The organism is Variovorax sp. LjRoot130 (genome assembly GCF_964253755.1).
Lineage (GTDB): Bacteria > Pseudomonadota > Gammaproteobacteria > Burkholderiales > Burkholderiaceae_C > Variovorax.
This window is the reverse complement of the sequence record NZ_CAXURM020000001.1, coordinates 1,424,469-1,441,391: the sequence shown is the minus strand read 5'-3', so window position 1 is coordinate 1,441,391 and position 16,923 is coordinate 1,424,469. Positions and strand designations below refer to the sequence as shown.

Here is a 16,923-nt window from a genome sequence, read left to right as displayed (position 1 = left end):
CTATCGCCCAGTCGTGCCGCCGCGCGAGCCCAGATCGCGATAAGAAGTCGCGGTCGTGGCCGTCGGAAGGATCAGGCTCAGGACGCGGTTCCACTGCACGAGCGGGACCGGATCGACATAGACCACGTCCTTGGGACGCAGCGCAAAGCCGTCTGCAAGCGCAATCGCCGTCGGCGTGCGCGCATCGAGGTGGAAGATCGCCTGGCCTTCGGTCTCGTTGCGGATCACGTAGATCTGGCGCGGATTCGCAGTCCCCAGGTTGACGCCGCCGACCTCGGTCAGCGCATCGTTCAGGCTGAGCCTGCCGTTGCGCATCATCACGCCGGTCTGGATGCCCACCTCACCCATCACCGTGACCTTGCGCTCGTCGCGGCCGCGCACCATCACCATGTCGCCCGACTTCAGCGGGATGCGGCTCGGGTCGATCCCTGCCTCTGCCAACGCCATCAGGTCGAGGGGAATGGTCCTGCCGTCGCGCGTGAGGTTGATGGCGGAACGGTCACCCGTCGGGGCCAGGCCGCCGGCACGGTTGAGCGCCTCGGCGAGCGTCATCGGGATGTCGGTGAACACCATCAGGCCGGGAAGCCTGACCTCACCTTCGATGTAGGCGCGCTTGCTGCGAAAGGCCTGGACGCGAACGCTGAGCTGGGGGTTCTTGAAGACCCGCGACAGCCGCTGCACGAGCGTGTTCTCCAGTTCCTGGACGGTCATGCCGTCGACCTTCAGCGCACCGACGTAGGGGAAGCTCAGCTGCCCGGTGTTCGACACGATGAAGCCGGGCGCCGGCGACACGCTGGCCGGATCGGCCACCGTGGTGGCGGGGATCGCGCTAAACACGATCTCCGGGTGGTCATAGACCACGATGCCGACCACGTCGCCCGGCCCGATCTTGTAGACCTCGGGGGTGCCGACCAGCGCCTTGACCTCCGGCGGAACCGAATTCCCGACCGCAGCGCGCTGCGCCCGGATCAGCTGGGGCGTGATCGAGGTGATCGCACCGGGCGGCGGCGGATCGATCTCGGAGGTCGAAAAGCCCGACGGCGAGACGGCCTGGGCGGCGTCGTTGCTGGCGGAACGGAACCCCGGTGCCAATGGCGCGCACGCCTGCAGCAGCAGGCCGGCCGAGGCAAACAAAGCGGTGTGTAATAGAAAACGTTTCAAACCCAACTCCGCGTTCGTGACCAGAATGAATACTTTTGCAATCAGTTACGACTGTACATCAGTCAGCGCTGAGGTCAAATTCTTTCTCGGCGTAGATCATTAGGCAGAGAAAAAATGCGCGTGTAGGCAGAGACGCCGAGACAGCGAAAGTTTCCGTATTGGCCGTGGATATTTGATAGTTAGCTATCAATAAGATAGCTAACCGAGCCTCGGGATAGGCCCAATTTCAGGGGTTCTCGGTCTGCGCCGCGCGCTTCCAGGCGGCGGAAGCCTGATCGGCGTCGTCCCGAGCCTCGGCCAGCTGGGCCAGAGCCTGCCAGGCTCGCCGATGCAGGTTCGGGTCCTGTAACGCCAAGCCAGCTTGCGTGAGCAATTGTTGCGCCTTGCCCCAGAGCTGACGCTTCATGCAGGCCATGCCGGCCAGGTACTGCAGATTGGCGTCGCGCGGGTTGTTCCGCTGCGCCGACTCGATGCGCGCCAGCCATTCGGCATCGACCGAGTCCAGACCCGCTTCGAGCGCCCGCACCAGCTTCACGCGCAAGGACTCGCCGAGGCTCTGGGGCTGCGCCACCATGCGCTCCCAGACCGGCAGCAGCCATGCGCGCGCCAGCGTGAGATCGCCACGCAGCGCCACCATGCGCTGGGCCGCGTGGATCGCGACCTCAGGCATCTCGCGCTCCCAGGCCTCGAACTCACCCCAGGCGCGCAGCAGCTGGGCCGGATCGTGCGCGCCCGAGAGCAATTCGGCCGCCAGCCCACGCACGATGCTCTGCGCGGCCGAATCCGAGAAGGCGCGATGCTTGGCCAGCAGCCGCGCGGTCTCGAGTGCCTCCAGCGTACGCCGGTCCTGCCGCGCCGCCTTCAGCCGCAGCCGCAAGGCCAGCGTGCGCCGCTGCGCGCCCTGCGGCAGTTCCGCAAGCCGCGCCAGCGCCGCAGGCGCATCGCGGTCGTCGAGCGCCCAGCGGGCGGCGCGCAGCTGCACGCCTTCGCGCGTTTCGAGACTCGCGAGAACTGCGCGATCGGCGCTCTCGTTGAGCGCCTGCTGCAGATGCGCATCGCGCGCCGCGCGATCCTGCAGCGCCTGCGCGCTCTCGGCCGCGAGCAGGTGCGACAGCACCCGCACCTGCTGGGCCTGCGGCAGCCGCGCGTCGAGCGCGGCCAGCGTTCTTTCCTGCGTGAGCGCCGCCTGCGCCGCCTTGCGCGCGCGCGAGAAGCGGCCGGCCAGCAATTGCGCCAGCGCGTCGAGCAGGGCCGCGTACAGGGCGCGCTCCTTTTGCTGCAGGCGCCACTGGCGCGCCTGCCTGGGAAGCGAGAACAGGGCCGACAGGCCGCGCAGCGCCACATAAAGCAGGCCGAAGGCCGCCAGCAGGAGCAGCAGCACGAGATTCAAGGAGAGGTCGACCCGCCACGGCGGCCAGAAGACGGTGACCGTGCCCTGGTTGTTGCCGGCGAACAGTGCCACTGCGGCCGCGATGCCGAACAGGGCGAGAAACCAGAGTGCCGCGCGCATTTAGGGCCTGCCCTAATCCTAGCGCCCGGCAGCAGCCGTCGCGAGCGCGGTCAGCGTTTCGTCGATGCGCGGCGGCTCGCTGGTTCTGACCTGCGCCTGCAGCTGCTGCACCAGCGTGGCGGCGGCCTGGACGCGGCGCGAGGCCGGATCGAAATAGCGGTTGAGCGAAGCCGACACGGTGGCCAACTCGTTGCGCGCCGTATCGACCTGCCGCGACAGCAGGGCCAGACGCGCATTCAGGAGCTGGAGCTTCAGGTTCTCGCGCAGGAAGAAGGTCTGGTCCGGCGAGAGCAGCACGGCTTCGGGCCGCTCGATGCGCCCCACGCGCAGCAGCGAGCGTGCCTCGCCGCGCACGATCAGCAGGAAGCGCTGCCACCAGGGCGCGTCGGCCGGCACCGGCTCGGCCTGCCACGAATTGAGGCCCGCACCGCGCACGGCGACCGCATTCAGCGGCGGCAGATCGTCGACGCTGCGCATCAGTTCGTCGAGCTTCTGCAGCGCTTCGCCGCTGTCCGCGCTGGCGCTGGTGCGCAGGCGGTCGGCATCGCGCTGCATCGCGCGCTGAAGAGGCGCGAGCCGCGGCTGCGCGGCACGCGCGATGCGCAGGTCGCCGGCCTTGAGCGCCGCCAGCAGCGGCTGCACGTTGCCCGTGACCTGCGCCTGCTGCAGCGCCAGGCGCACGGCCGACTCGATGTCGACCACCAGGTTCTCGTCACGCGAACGCGACAGGCTCTGCATCAGCTCCTCGAGCTGCGAACGCTGCAGTGCGACTTCGGCGACACGGGTTTCGGTCAGGGCCAGCCGCCCGGCCGTGTCGCGCACCACCTCCTGTGCTTGCCGCGCCAGGGTGCGGGCCTCCATGGATTGCGCCAAGGCATCGGCGCTCTGGCGCGCGAGCTGCTCCTGCATGCCGCTGACCTTCTGCCAGAGCGCCACAGCGATCACCAGCGCCACCACCGCGACGACGGCCAGCAAGCCCACCACGACCCTGGAGAGGACGGCCGATGCCGCCGCGGGCGTGACCTGCAGCGTGGCCGGCAGGGGCGCACGCGCTGCGGGTTCCTGCAGGCTTTCGTTCAACACGGAGGCATCGCTCATGCGAAGGATTCTATCGACGCGACCAGCGCCGCCAGGCCGGGGGAAGAGATACGCACCGTGCCGAAACCCGCATTCCGCGCGGCCTCGGCGATGCGGGCATGGGTGGCGATCGCGCGTGCCGAGCGCCAGCTCGTTGCCGGTAGCGCGCGGCACAGGTTGGCGATGGCTTCGGAGCTGCTGAAGAGCCAGATGGCACGGCCGCCGGCACCCTCGGCGGCCACTTGCCGCTCGGCAGCACCCCAGGACGGAACCAGCCGCCGATAGGCCACCACCGTATCGCAGACACCGCCGGCAGCGGCGATCTCGCGCGCCAGCCAGTCGCGCCCCGCCGGCTGTCCCGACGCATCGCCGCCGCGCACGATCAGCACGCGCGCACCCGGACGCACCTGCGGCTGCACGTGCGCCCACAGGGCTTCGGAATCGAACTGTTCGGCATCGGCGGGCGGCGCATCGATCGACGAAGCAGGCACGCCGGCCGCCTGCAGGGCGCCGCAGGTGCCGGGCCCGGTGGCCCAGAAGCGCTGGCGCAGCACGGAGGGGAGCGCGCCGCCGGCGCGAAAAAAGTGCTCGGCAGCCGCGGCGCTCACGAACATCAGCGCGTCGTAGTCGGGCAAGCGTTGGCGTGCCGCCTGCAGTTCCGCCGGATCGTCGAGCGGCTCGATCACGATCAACGACAGCGAAACGGCATCCAATCCCGCGGCACGCAATTCGCCCACCCAGCGCGCCGCCTCGCGCGCGGGGCGCGTGACGATCACTGGAGCGGACGGCATCTCATCAGTGAGCGCCGGCGTCGCGCAGCAGTTTCGCGGCACCCACACCCAGCGCATCGGCCTGCGCGAAGTCTGAGGCTTCGGCCAGCGCGTGAATCTTCACCAAAGGCGCCGCCGCGTCGGGGTCGCCCCAGGCCGCGTCGATGCGCAGGCTGCCGTCGGGCTGCCAGCGTGCATGGGCCGCAAGCGGCATCGAGCAACTCCCGCCCATGGCGCGGCTGACGGCGCGCTCGGCCGTGGTGGCGAGCCAGTCGCTCTGCTTCGACAGCGGCGCCAGCAGCGCGATCAAGTCGGCGCGATCGGAGCGCACCTCGATGCCGAGCGCGCCCTGCCCGGCCGCGGGCAGCATCGCATCGGGCTCGAAGACGGCGCGGATGCGGCCCTCGAGGCCGAGCCGCTTGAGTCCGGCCGCGGCGAGCACGATGGCGTCGTATTGACCTTCGTCGAGCTTGCGCAGGCGCGTGTCGAGATTGCCGCGCAGCGGCTCGATGCGCAGGTCGGGCCGCAGCGCGTGCAGCAGCACCACGCGGCGCAGGCTGGAAGTGCCGACGACCGCGCCCTGGGGCAGCGCATCGAGCGAGGCATAGCGCGGCGACACCAGCGCATCGCGCGGATCTTCGCGCGGCAGCACGCAGGCCAGCGCGAAGCCCTCGGGCAGATCCATCGGCACGTCCTTGAGGGAGTGCACCGCGATGTCGGCGCGCCCTTCCTCGAGCGCAAGCTCGAGCTCCTTCACGAACAGGCCCTTGCCGCCGACCTTGGCGAGCGAGCGGTCGAGGATCTGGTCGCCGCGGGTGGTCATGCCGAGCAGGCTGACCGTATGGCCTCGGGCCTGGAGCAGGGACTGCACGTGCTCGGCTTGCCAAAGGGCCAGCCGGCTCTCGCGCGTGGCGATCACGATGTTGCTCAAGGCCATTTCCATTGCTGTGGGGGATCGGTGGAATGCTAGCATGTTGCATCGCAACAACGCATGCGCCAATCGGGTCCGACGAGGAGAAATTTCGAATGAAAACAGCCCCCACCACCGCTTCCGCACCCAGGCGCCGCAACAGCGACGAACAGCCGCTGATCGACGACATCCGCCTGCTCGGCCGCATCCTCGGCGACGTGATCCGCGAGCAGGAGGGCGAAGACAGCTACGCGCTGGTCGAGAAGATCCGCACGCTCTCGGTGTCCTTCCGCCGCGATGCCGACCATGCGGCCGACCGGGCGCTCAAGAACCTGCTCAAGGGCCTGAGCGCGGCCGAGACGGTGCGCGTGATCCGCGCCTTCACCTACTTCAGCCACTTGGCGAACCTGGCCGAGGACCGCCACCAGATCCGGCGCCGCACCGAGGCCGAGCGCGCCGGCGAGAACGCCGAGGGCAGCCTCGAGGTCGCGCTGGCACGCATCCGCAAGGCGGGCATCGCGCCGAAGGCCGTGGTCGAGTCGCTCGCCCACAGCTACGTGTCGCCGGTGCTCACCGCCCATCCGACCGAGGTGCAGCGCAAGAGCATCCTCGACGCCGAGCGCGCCATCGCGCAGCTGCTCACGGCACGCGACGAGATCAAGCTGCACCAGCATGCCTTCGCGGGAAAGAAGGACACGCTGACGCCGCGCGAGTACGCCGAGAACGAAAGCCAGATGCGCACGCGCGTCACCCAGCTCTGGCAGACGCGGCTGCTGCGCTTCTCCAAGCTCACCGTGGCCGACGAGATCGAGAACGCGCTGAGCTACTACGAAGCCACCTTTCTGCGCGAGATCCCACGCGTCTATGCCGAGCTCGAAGCGGCGCTGGGCCAGGGCGCCATCGCGCCCTTTCTGCGCATGGGCCAGTGGATCGGCGGCGACCGCGACGGCAATCCCAACGTCACGGCCGAAACCCTCGAGTACGCGCTGCGCCGCCAGGCCGAACTGGCGCTGCGCCACTACCTGACCGAGGTGCACTTCCTCGGCGGCGAGCTGTCGCTGTCGGCCACGCTGGTCGATGTGTCGGTCGAGATGCAGGCGCTGGCCGAGCGCTCGCCCGACAAGAGCGAGCACCGCGTCGACGAGCCCTACCGCCGCGCGCTGACCGGCGTCTATTCGCGGCTGGCGGCCACGCTGCGCGAGCTCACCGGCGGCGAGGCCGCGCGCCATGCGGTCGCGCCGCAGAACCCCTACACGCAGGCCGAAGAATTCCTGGCCGACCTGCGCACCATCGAAGACTCGCTCACCGACAAGCACGGCTCAGTGCTGGTCGCGCAGCGCCTGCGCCCGCTGATCCGCGCGGTCGAGGTGTTCGGTTTCCATCTCGCGACGGTCGACCTCCGGCAGAGCTCCGACAAGCACGAGGCCGTGGTGGCCGAACTGCTCGCCACCGCGCGCATCGAGCCCGACTACGCCGCGCTGGCCGAGGAGGCCAAGCAGACGCTGCTGCTGCGCCTGCTCGACGATGCCCGCCCGCTGCGCGTGCCCGATGCCGAGTACTCGCCGCTGGCGCAAAGTGAGATCGCAATCTTCGCCGCCGCCCGCAAGGCCCGCGCGCGCTACGGCGCGGCCGCCATCCGCCACTACATCATCAGCCACACCGAGACCGTCAGCGACCTGCTGGAGGCGCTGCTGCTGCAGAAGGAAGTGGGCCTGCTGCGCGGCACGCTGGAAGAGAACGCCACCTGCGACCTGATCGTGGTGCCCTTGTTCGAAACCATCGAAGACCTGCGCAACGCGGCGCCGATCGTGCGCGCCTTCTACGCCCTGCCCGGCATCCAGGCACTGGTGCAGCGCTCGGGCGCCGAGCAGGACGTGATGCTCGGCTACAGCGACAGCAACAAGGACGGCGGCATCTTCACCAGCAACTGGGAGCTTTATCGCGCGGGCACCGCGCTTGTGGCGTTGTTCGACGAGCTCAACAAGAAATCGAAGACCTCCATCCGCCTGCGCATGTTCCACGGCCGCGGCGGCACTGTGGGACGCGGCGGCGGACCGAGCTACCAGGCCATCCTCGCGCAGCCGCCCGGCACGGTGCGCGGCCAGATCCGCCTGACCGAACAGGGCGAGGTGATCGGCTCCAAGTACGCCAACCGCGAGATCGGCCGGCGCAACCTCGAAACCCTGGTCGCCGCCACGCTGGAAGCCACCCTGCTGCCCTCCGCCAAGGCCGCGCCCGCAAGCTTTCTGGCGGCTGCCGGCGAGCTCTCGGCGGCCAGCATGGCGGCGTATCGCGAACTGGTCTACGAGACACCCGGCTTCGGCGACTACTTCTTCAGCGCCACGCCGATCCGCGAGATCTCCGAGCTCAACATCGGCTCGCGCCCCGCTTCGCGCAACCCCAGCCGAAAAATCGAAGACCTGCGCGCCGTGCCCTGGAGCTTCAGCTGGGGCCAGTGCCGGCTCACGCTGCCGGGCTGGTACGGCTTCGGTTCGGCGATCGAGCAGTTCCTCGCGGCCGCGGGCAGCGCCGCGGCGCGCAAGGAGCGGCAGGCGCTCCTGCAGCGCATGGTCGCGCAGTGGCCCTTCTTCAGCACGCTGCTGTCGAACATGGACATGGTGCTCGCCAAGAGCGACCTGGCCCTGGCCTCGCGTTATTCGGAACTGGTGGCCGACCGCAAGCTGCGCCAGAAGGTGTTCTCGATGATCGATGCCGAATGGCACCGCACCTCCGATGCCTTGACGCTGATCACCGGCGCGAAGCAGCGGCTCGAAGGCAACGTCGACATGCAGCGTTCGATTCGCCACCGCTTCCCCTACATCGATCCGCTGCACCATCTGCAGGTCGAGCTGATGCGCCGCTGGCGCGCGGGACAGGACGATGAGCGCCTGCAGCGCGGCATCCACATGTCGATCAACGGGGTGGCGGCGGGCCTGCGAAACACCGGCTAGAAGCCGGCGAGAACGCCGTGTACGCCGCTTCCTACGTGAACATCCGGCGAAGCAGATATTAGGGGCATTGAAGGAAGAGTACCCTGTCCCCTACGTTCAAAGTTATCGCAATCGCGCGGCAGCTCAAGGCTCGTTCACAGGAATCTTCGCCATGTCTTCCCCGCACTCCCTCACCCATGCCAAGGTCGACTTTGTGAGCGGCGACTTCGACGCGCTGGCATCGCACATGCGACATTGCGCGCGCGCACAGGGGCGATGGTTCACGGTGAAGAGCGAATTGCAGCGGGCACGCTCGGCCGTGGCAGGCCGCATCGTGACGATGGCCTGCCTGGCCGTGGTTCTCGTCATCGGGCTGTACGCTGTAGCTTGAGCGCCGCGGTGGTCGTCGACCGGCTCGACTCCCTCAGCCAGTACGCGCGCAATCTTCTCCTCGGACCTCACGAAGCTGTCGAGCCGCCGATCCGCGCCGAGCTCTTCGGCGCGCAGCGCTTCGAGCAGCACGGCCACAGCCTGGCCCGGGCGCAGGTCGTGCGCAGCGAGGACTCCCGCGGTGACGCCACGCCTTTTTTCCCGCGCGTCGACCGCAACCTCGAGTCGCTGCGCAGCGCCTTCGACTACATCGCGCTGATCTCGCAGAGCGGGCGCTACGTTACGCCGGCGGCCGAATGGCTGCTCGACAACTTCCACCTGGTCGAGGCGCAGCTGCAGCAGATTCGCGAGGGCGTGCCGCGCAGCTACTACGCGCGCCTGCCCAAGCTCGCGGCGCCGCCGCTCGCGGGCTTGCCGCGCGTCTACGGCATCGCCTGGGCCTACGTGGCGCATACCGACAGCGTGTTGAACCAGGAGCTGTTCACCGCCTTCCTCAATGCCTACCAGGACATCGACGAGCTCACGCTCGGCGAACTGTGGGCGCTGCCGACCACGCTGCGCGTGGTGCTGCTCGAGAACCTGCGGCGCGTGGCCGAGGGCATTGCCGAAAGCAAGGTGGCGCGCGAGATCGCGCATGCGGCCTGGGACGCCGCCGACAGGCTCTCCGCGCAGGACCTGGACGTGCTCTACCGCGCGCTGCAAAGCCGCGGCATGCAGGAACGCTTTCTCACCCAGCTGTGGCTGCAGTTGCCGGTCGAGCATGGCGAGGATGCGCCCGCGCTCCTGAAGTGGACCGAGCAGCATTGCCCGAACGGCCCGGCATTGGTCAGCGAGGCGCAGACGATGCAGGCCGCCGCCAACCTCACGGTCGGCAACATCATCACCACGCTGCGCGTGATCGGCCAGGTCGAGTGGGCCGACCTGATCGAGCCCGTGAGCCGTTCGCTGCGCGTGCTGCGCGAGCTGCCCAGCTTCACGCGCGAAAGCGAGCTCACGCGCCAGCAGATCACCCATGCGATGGAGCAGGTGGCACGCACCAGCCGCCGGCCTGAGCGCGAGGTCGCGCAGGCCGTGGTGCGCCTGGCCTTCGACGCGGCCTGTGATCCGCCCGAGGATGGGGATGCCGAGACCCGCTGGTCGCAGGCCGAATGCACCGCCGGCTACTACCTCTTCGGACAGGGGCTTCCGGCGCTGAGCATCGCGCTGGTGCCGGCGGACGGCACCGGCGCAGCGCGCATCGCGCCGCGCCTGAGCGCGCTGCGCGCCTGGCGCCCGACGCTCTACGTGCTGGCCGTGCTGGCCGGCACGGCGCTGCTGCTGGCGGCGGCGGTCCAGGGCCTGAACCGCAGCGGCTGGCCCGATGCGCCCTGGCAGGCGCTGGTCGCGCTCGTGCTGCTCGCCTGGCCCCTGTCCGAAGCGGTCATCGCGCTGGTGCACCGCATCATGGCCGAATCGACCCGCGTCCAGCCGCTGCCCCGGCTCGATTTCGCGCACGGCATTCCCGAGGTGCACCGGGTGCTGGTTGCCATTCCGGCGCTGCTGAGTTCGGAAGCGGCCAATGTCCAGCTCGCGCACCGGCTCGAATTGCATTGGCTCGCCAACCGCGAAGCGCAGGCGCAGTTCGCGCTGCTGACGGACTGGGCCGATGCCGTCGAACCCTCGCTGCCCGGTGATGCCACCCTGCTCGACGACGCGCTGCGGCGCATTGCCGCGCTCAACGACCGCTATCCCGCGCCGCCAGGGACGGTGCCGCGCTTCCTGCTGCTGCACCGCCCGCGCAGCTGGTGCGAGACCGAGCAGCGCTGGATGGGCTGGGAGCGCAAGCGCGGCAAGCTCGAGATGCTGCTGCGCCTCCTGGCCGCGGGCGAGGACAGCGGCTTCCTGCCGCTGGCGCCCGGCCTGCAGCTGGCCGAGCGCATCCCCTACGTGCTGACGCTCGACAGCGACACCGGCCTGCCGCCCGGCGCGCTGCGCGAGCTGGTCGCGGTGGCAGCCCATCCGCTCAATGCGCCGCAGCTAGACCTGGCCAGCCGCCGTGTGGTGAGGGGCTTCGGCATCTTCCAGCCGCGCATCGTCACGCCCTTCCCGGAGCGCAACGAACGTTCCTTCTTCCACTGGCTGTTCGCCGGCCAGTGCGGGCTCGACCCGTACAGCAGCAGCGCCTCCGACCTCTACCAGGACGTGTTCGGCAGCGGCTCCTTCACCGGCAAGGGTCTGCTCAACGTGCGCGCCGTCCATGCGACGCTGGACCGGCGCCTGCCGGACGGCGCGGTACTGAGCCACGACCTGCTCGAAGGCGCGGTGGCGCGCTGCGGCGTGGTGAGCGACCTGGTGCTGATCGAAGACCATCCGCATCACACCGGTGTGGCGGCCTCGCGCGTGCACCGCTGGGCGCGCGGCGACTGGCAACTGCTGCCTCTGATGCTGCGCGCGCCGCGCTTCGGCATCGATGCGCTGGGCCTCTGGAAGATGAGCGACAACCTGCGCCGTGCGCTGGTGGTGCCGGCATCGACCGCGCTGCTCGCGTGGGTCGTCTTCACCGATGCGTTCCCGCTGCCCTGGGCGCTCGCGGCCGTCGCGGCGGCGCTGATGCTCGGCCCCATGCTCGGCGCACTGGCGGGCCTGGTGCCGACGCGGCGCTCGATCGAGCTGCGCCACTTCTTCGACGTCGGTTCCACCGAGCTGCTGCGCGCCATAGCCGGCGCGGCCTGGCAGTTCGTCCAGCTGGCCGCGCAGAGCCGCCTCTTGCTCGATGCCATGGTGCGCGCCGCATGGCGCCTGGCGGTGAGCCGCCGGCGCCTGCTCGAATGGACCACTGCGGCCCAGGCGCAGGCGCAGGCCAGCTACCAGCTGGCGCCCTTTCTGCGCAACGGGGCGATCGCGAGCCTGGTCTGCATCGCACTCGCCGCGGCCGCGTTCTGGAGCCCGCATCCGTGGCTGGGCATGCTGCTGTTCGGGCTGTGGGCGCTGGCCCCGGTCGCGGCCTGGTGGGGCAGCCGCGTACCGGCGGGCAACGAAGACACGCTGGCCGCCGAGCACCGCAACTACCTCGAAACGCTGGCGCGCGACACCTGGCGCTTCTTCGAGCAGGTGGTCGGGCCCGAGGACAACCACCTGCCGCCCGACAACCTGCAGTTCGAACCCGAGCCCACCATCGCGCACCGCACCTCGCCGACCAACATCGGCATGTACCTGCTGGCCAGCTGCTGCGCACGCGAGTTCGGCTGGCTCGACACCACGGCGCTCGTCGCCCGGCTGCAGGCGACCTTCGACACCATCGACCGCATGGACAAGCACCAGGGCCATCTCTACAACTGGTACGACACGCGCTCGCTCGAGCTGCTGCTGCCGTCCTACGTGTCCAGCGTCGACAGCGGCAACCTTGCAGGCCACCTGCTGGCCGTGGCCCAGGCCTGCCGCAGCTTCGCGGCCGACGGCAGCGGCGCCGGCGCGCAACTCGAAGCCCTCGCCCTGCGCTGCGAGGCCTTGTGCGCGGGCATGGATTTCCGCGGGCTCTACGACGCCAAGCGCCACCTGTTCCACATCGGCCTCAGGGTCGAGGAGAACGAGCTCGATGCGAGCTACTACGACCTGCTCGCCTCCGAAGCGCGGCTGCTGAGCTTCCTCGCCATCGCCAAGGGCGACGTGCCGCGGCGCCACTGGATGGCGCTCGGGCGGCCTTTTCTCTCGGTCGGCGTACGGCCCGGGCTCAAGTCCTGGTCGGGCTCGATGTTCGAGTACCTGATGCCCACGCTGGTGATGGCAGAGCCGGTGGGCGGCCTGCTGCAGGTGGCCAACCTCGCGGCGGTCAGCGAGCAGCAGGCCTTCGGCAACATGCAGAACCTGCCATGGGGCGTCTCGGAGTCGGCCTACTTCGCGCAGGACCATTCGCTCGCCTTCCAGTACTCGCCCTTCGGCGTGCCGCGGCTGGCGCTGCGCCGCACGCCGCCCACCGACCGCGTGGTCGCGCCCTACGCCACCATGATGGCCGCCGTGCTCGCGCCGGCCGATGCGGTGGTCAACCTGCGGCTGCTCGAATCGCTCGGTGGGCGCGGCGAGTTCGGCTTCTTCGACGCGATCGACTTCACCGCCTCACGCCAGCCCGCGGGCCAGCCTTTCACCGTGGTGCACAACGTCATGGCCCACCACCACGGCATGGCGCTGGTGGCACTGTGCAACGTCGTGTGCGACGGCGCGCCGCGCCGCTGGTTCGGCAGCGCGCCGCTGGTGCGGGCGCACGAGTCGCTGCTGCACGAGCGCACGCCGCGGCAGATCATCGGCAGCGCCGATCCGCGCATGCCGCCCGAGCCGAGCACCGGCGAGGCGCCGCCGATCTTCCAGCCGCGCGTGGTCGATCCTCACGAGCCCGGCTTCCAGCCCACCCACCTGCTGTCGAACGGCCACTACACCGTGGCGCTGCGCGCCAACGGCGCGGGCGTGAGCCGCTGGCGTTCGTTCAACGTGAGCCGCTGGCGCGACGATCCGCTGCGCGACGGCTACGGCACGTTCTTCTATGTGCGGGACATCGGCAGCCCGACGCTCACCTCGCTGACCGCCCTGCCCGCGCCCGGCGAAGAGTGGCGCTACCGCGCGCGCTTCCTGGCCGACCAGGTGCAGTTCGATGCCAGCGGGCCCGGCCTGCAGGCGCGCACCACGGTGCTGATCAGCCCCGAAGACGACACGGAGCTGCGCACGGTCGCGCTGCACAACACCGGCAGCGAGACGCGCACGCTGGAGCTCGTCTCGTACTTCGAACCGGTGCTCTCCGACCCCAAGGCCGACGAGGCGCACCCGTCCTTCGCCAACCTCTTCGTCGAGAGCCGCTGGGAGCCCGGCTGGCGCGCGCTGCTGCTGACGCGCAAGCCGCGCCTGCACGGCGACCCGGTGGTGGCCGCTGCGCACTTCGTGGCCTCGGTCGATGCGCAGGTGCTGTCGGTCGACTGCATGACCGACCGGCGCGCCTTCATCGGGCGCAACCGCACGCTCGCGACGCCGACCCTCGATCCGCAATCGGCAGCGCCCGACGGTACGCCGGTCAGCGGGCTGGATCCCATCGCCTGCCTGCGCGTGCGCCTCGAGATCCCGCCGGGCGGTACGGCACGCGTAACCTTCGCCACCGCGGCCGACGAGGACGTGGAAGCCCTGATGCCCAGCATCGACCGCTACCTGCAGCCGATGCACGTCGAGCGCGCGACGCGCATGGCCGCCACGCTGGCGCAGGTGCGCCTGCGCGACCTCAGCATCGACCCGGCGAAGAACCAGGCGCTGCAGGACCTCACGACCATCCTGACCTACACCACGCCGCGCCCGATGCGCGACCGCGGCCTCATCGACCTGCGCCAGATCTGGCGCTTCGGCATCTCGGGCGACAAGCCGATCGTGCTGGTCTACATCCACTCGATCGCCGGCAAGGGCTTGGTCGACACGCTGCTGCGCGCCCAGCCCTGGTGGGGCTTCGGCGGCGTGGCCTGCGACCTGGTGGTGCTCAACGGCGAGCCCAATTCCTACCTGATGCCGCTGCAGCGGGAGATCGAGGTGCTGCGCAGCCGCGTCGCGCAGCAGACGCAGAACAGCTTTCCGCGCAACGACGCGGCCGGCTTCTACCTGCTGCGCGACCACGAAGTGGCGCCCTCGGAAAAAGCGGCGCTGTCGAGCCTGGCGCGCGCGGTCTTCACCGCCGACGGCCGCTCGCTCGAGATGCAGGTGGCGGCGCTGCGCGAAGCGACCTCGGCCGGCCCGGCGGCGGAAGATCTCGGCCCGCGCGTCCAGCTCTCGCTGCTGCCGCCCGCGGCCGAGCTCGCCGATGCGGTGACGGCGCCGCGGGGCGGCTTCGATGCCGAAAGCGGCGAGTTCCGTTTCGAGGTCGATCCCAACCGGCGCACGGCGCGGCCCTGGATCAACGTGATCGCCAACCCCTCCTTCGGCTTCCAGATTTCCGAATCGGGCACCGGCTACACCTGGGCTGTCAACAGCCGCCTGCACCAGCTCACGCCCTGGTCGAACGACCCGGTGCAGGACCCGGCCTTCGAGCACTACCTGCTGCAGGACCTCGATTCGCGCGAGCTGTTGCCGCTCACGCCGGCCAGCCGCGGCGGCGCTGCCGCCAGGCACCGCGTGCGCCACGGCCAGGGCTACACGGTGTTCGAATGCCTGCACCGCAACGTCGCGCTGGAGACCACCTTCTTCGCCGACCGCGACGAACGCATGAAGCTGGTGCTCGTCAAGGTGCGCAACGAGGGCACCCGCCCGCGCCGCCTGCGCGCGCTTGCGATGGTCGAGTGGCAGCAAGGCGCGGCGCGCGGCGAGCGCCGCACCGTCCACACCTGGAAGCCCGAGGACCTGCCCGCGGTGTTCGGCCAGCAGCGCGAGTCGAGCAGCGGCTTCGGCGGCAGCACCGGCTTCGTGGCGCTCGCCGGCTTGAACGGCGCGACCCAGTGGACCTGCGAGCGCAGCGAATTCTTCGCCGGGCACGGTGCGGTCGAAGTGCCCGACACGCTGGCCCAGCGTGCCGGCAGCGGCCTCGATGCCTGCGCCGCGGTGGCCGGCGACTTCCCGCTCGCCGCCGGCGCGAGTGCGAGCTTCACCTTCATGCTGGGCCAGGCCGACAACCCCGAGGCTGCGATGCAGATGGCGCGCCGCTGGCAACAGCGCGACGTGCCCGAGGCGCTGGCCGCGGCACGCGGCTTCTGGGACGAGCTGCTCGGCCGCCTGCAGGTGCGCACGCCCGATCCGCTGTTCGATGCGCTGGTCAACCGCTGGCTCATCTACCAGACGCTGGTGTGCCGACTCTGGTCGAAGGCCGGCTTCTACCAGGCCGGCGGCGCCTTCGGCTTCCGCGACCAGCTGCAGGACGCGATGGCTTTCGCGCTGACCGATCCGGCGCGCCTGCGGGAGCAGATCCTGGTCAACGCGGCGCGCCAGTTTCCCGAGGGCGACGTGCAGCACTGGTGGCACATGCCCGGCGGCGCCGGCGTGCGCACGCATTTCTCCGACGACCTGCTGTGGCTGCCTTATGCCGCCTCGCATTACGTCGAAGTCACGGCCGACCGCTCGGTGCTCGACGAAGTCGTGCCTTTCATCGACGGCCCCGGAATCCCCGACGGCGCCGAGGACGCCTACTACGCACCGCAGACCAGCAGCCACACGGCCACCGTCTACGAACACGGCGCGCGCGCGATCGACCGCAGCCTCGCGACCGGCGTCCACGGCCTGCCGCTGATGGGCACCGGCGACTGGAACGACGGCATGAACCGCGTCGGCCACGAAGGCCGCGGCGAATCGGTCTGGCTCGCCTGGTTCCTGTGCAGCGTGGTCGAGCGCTACGCGCCTTTTGCCGAGGCGCGCGGCGAGAAGGCACGCGGGGAGCGTTGGCAGGCCGCGCGCAAAGGCTGGATCGCCGCCCTGCACGGCGCCGGCTGGGACGGCGCCTGGTTTCGGCGCGCCTTCTTCGACAACGGCGCGCCGCTCGGCTCGGCGCTTAACGAGGAGTGCCGCATCGACCTGATCGCGCAGGCCTGGTCGGTGCTCTCGGGCGCCTCGGACACGAACCACGCCACGCAGGCCCTCGCATCGATGAAGGCCCATCTGCACGACGAGCCCGCCGGCCTGCTGCAGCTGCTGCATCCGCCGCTGGCGCATTCGCCCAACAACCCGGGCTACATCCAGGCCTACCCACCGGGCGTGCGCGAGAACGGCGGCCAGTATTCGCATGCCGCGGTGTGGGCGCTGATGGCACAGGCGCTCACCGGCGACACCGAAGCCGCATGGCACAGTTTCGAGGGCCTGAGCCCGGCGCACCGCGCGCGCCATCCCGAGCGCGGCCCCGCCTACGAGCTCGAGCCCTACGTGATGGCCGGCGACATCTACGGCGCCGCGCCCTACGTCGGCCGCGGCGGCTGGAGCTGGTACACCGGCTCGGCCGCATGGCTGCACCGCGCCGCCGTCGAAACCCTGCTGGGCCTGGCGGTGCACGGCGACCGGCTCTCGCTCACGCCGCGCGTGCCGGCGCACTGGCCGGGCTTCGAGATCACGCTGCGGCTCAAGGGCCGGGAACTGATCGTGCAGTACGGCGACGCCACCACGGCGGCGGTGCCCACGCACCACATCGCCCGAGGCGAATGGACCATCTGGCGCACGCTGCCCGACAAGGCCGTGCTGCGCGTCGGCTGAAAAAAC

At 70.1% G+C, this 16,923-nt stretch carries 8 protein-coding genes; 3 read left to right on the top strand and 5 right to left on the bottom strand.

Annotated elements, in window-relative coordinates:
• The 5 genes from ACSQ86_RS07205 to hemC all read right to left on the bottom strand — a co-directional run bounded on the left by ACSQ86_RS07205 (window position 1) and on the right by hemC (window position 5,455).
• Window positions 1–1,167 (bottom strand): polysaccharide biosynthesis/export family protein, encoded by a 1,167-nt coding sequence (locus ACSQ86_RS07205; protein ID WP_093106658.1) that lies wholly within the window; start codon window positions 1,165–1,167, stop codon window positions 1–3.
• Between the two features lie 220 nt (window positions 1,168–1,387).
• The gene (locus ACSQ86_RS07200; protein ID WP_436308667.1) at window positions 1,388–2,671 is read right to left on the bottom strand and encodes a heme biosynthesis protein HemY; all 1,284 of its coding nucleotides are present in this window, start codon (window positions 2,669–2,671) and stop codon (window positions 1,388–1,390) included.
• Between the two features lie 18 nt (window positions 2,672–2,689).
• Window positions 2,690–3,769 carry a uroporphyrinogen-III C-methyltransferase gene (locus tag ACSQ86_RS07195; protein WP_436292584.1) on the bottom strand — a complete coding sequence of 360 codons (1,080 nt, stop codon included), beginning with the start codon at window positions 3,767–3,769 and terminating at the stop codon, window positions 2,690–2,692.
• Window positions 3,766–4,539 (bottom strand): uroporphyrinogen-III synthase, encoded by a 774-nt coding sequence (locus ACSQ86_RS07190; RefSeq protein ID WP_436308666.1) that lies wholly within the window; start codon window positions 4,537–4,539, stop codon window positions 3,766–3,768. The genes ACSQ86_RS07195 and ACSQ86_RS07190 overlap by 4 nt, the downstream gene beginning before the upstream one ends.
• Window positions 4,540–4,543: 4 nt before the next feature.
• On the bottom strand, window positions 4,544–5,455 hold the full coding sequence (gene hemC, locus ACSQ86_RS07185) for a hydroxymethylbilane synthase (protein ID WP_436303140.1): 912 nt from the start codon (window positions 5,453–5,455) through the stop codon (window positions 4,544–4,546).
• An 89-nt stretch (window positions 5,456–5,544) separates the two neighbouring features.
• Between hemC and ppc the strand changes: the two genes are divergently transcribed.
• The 3 genes from ppc (at window position 5,545) to ACSQ86_RS07170 (ending at window position 16,917) form a co-directional block, all read left to right on the top strand.
• Window positions 5,545–8,379: a phosphoenolpyruvate carboxylase gene (ppc, locus tag ACSQ86_RS07180; RefSeq protein ID WP_436308665.1), complete on the top strand. Its 2,835-nt coding sequence runs from the start codon at window positions 5,545–5,547 to the stop codon at window positions 8,377–8,379.
• Between the two features lie 151 nt (window positions 8,380–8,530).
• Window positions 8,531–8,749, top strand: coding sequence for a hypothetical protein (locus ACSQ86_RS07175; RefSeq protein ID WP_436308664.1), 219 nt, complete (start codon window positions 8,531–8,533; stop codon window positions 8,747–8,749).
• On the top strand, window positions 8,746–16,917 hold the full coding sequence (locus tag ACSQ86_RS07170; protein WP_436308663.1) for a GH36-type glycosyl hydrolase domain-containing protein: 8,172 nt from the start codon (window positions 8,746–8,748) through the stop codon (window positions 16,915–16,917). Before ACSQ86_RS07175 ends, ACSQ86_RS07170 begins: the two co-directional genes overlap by 4 nt.
• Window positions 16,918–16,923 lie beyond the last annotated feature (6 nt).

Excerpts from the sequence above, each read along its gene's own strand:
- ACSQ86_RS07195 (WP_436292584.1), bottom strand. The coding sequence starts at position 3,769 with ATGAGCGATGCCTCCGTGTTGAACGAAAGCCTGCAGGAACCCGCAGCG.
- ppc (WP_436308665.1), top strand. The coding sequence starts at position 5,545 with ATGAAAACAGCCCCCACCACCGCTTCCGCACCCAGGCGCCGCAACAGC.
- ACSQ86_RS07200 (WP_436308667.1), bottom strand. The coding sequence starts at position 2,671 with ATGCGCGCGGCACTCTGGTTTCTCGCCCTGTTCGGCATCGCGGCCGCA.
- hemC (WP_436303140.1), bottom strand. The coding sequence starts at position 5,455 with ATGGCCTTGAGCAACATCGTGATCGCCACGCGCGAGAGCCGGCTGGCC.
- ACSQ86_RS07190 (WP_436308666.1), bottom strand. The coding sequence starts at position 4,539 with ATGCCGTCCGCTCCAGTGATCGTCACGCGCCCCGCGCGCGAGGCGGCG.
- ACSQ86_RS07175 (WP_436308664.1), top strand. The coding sequence starts at position 8,531 with ATGTCTTCCCCGCACTCCCTCACCCATGCCAAGGTCGACTTTGTGAGC.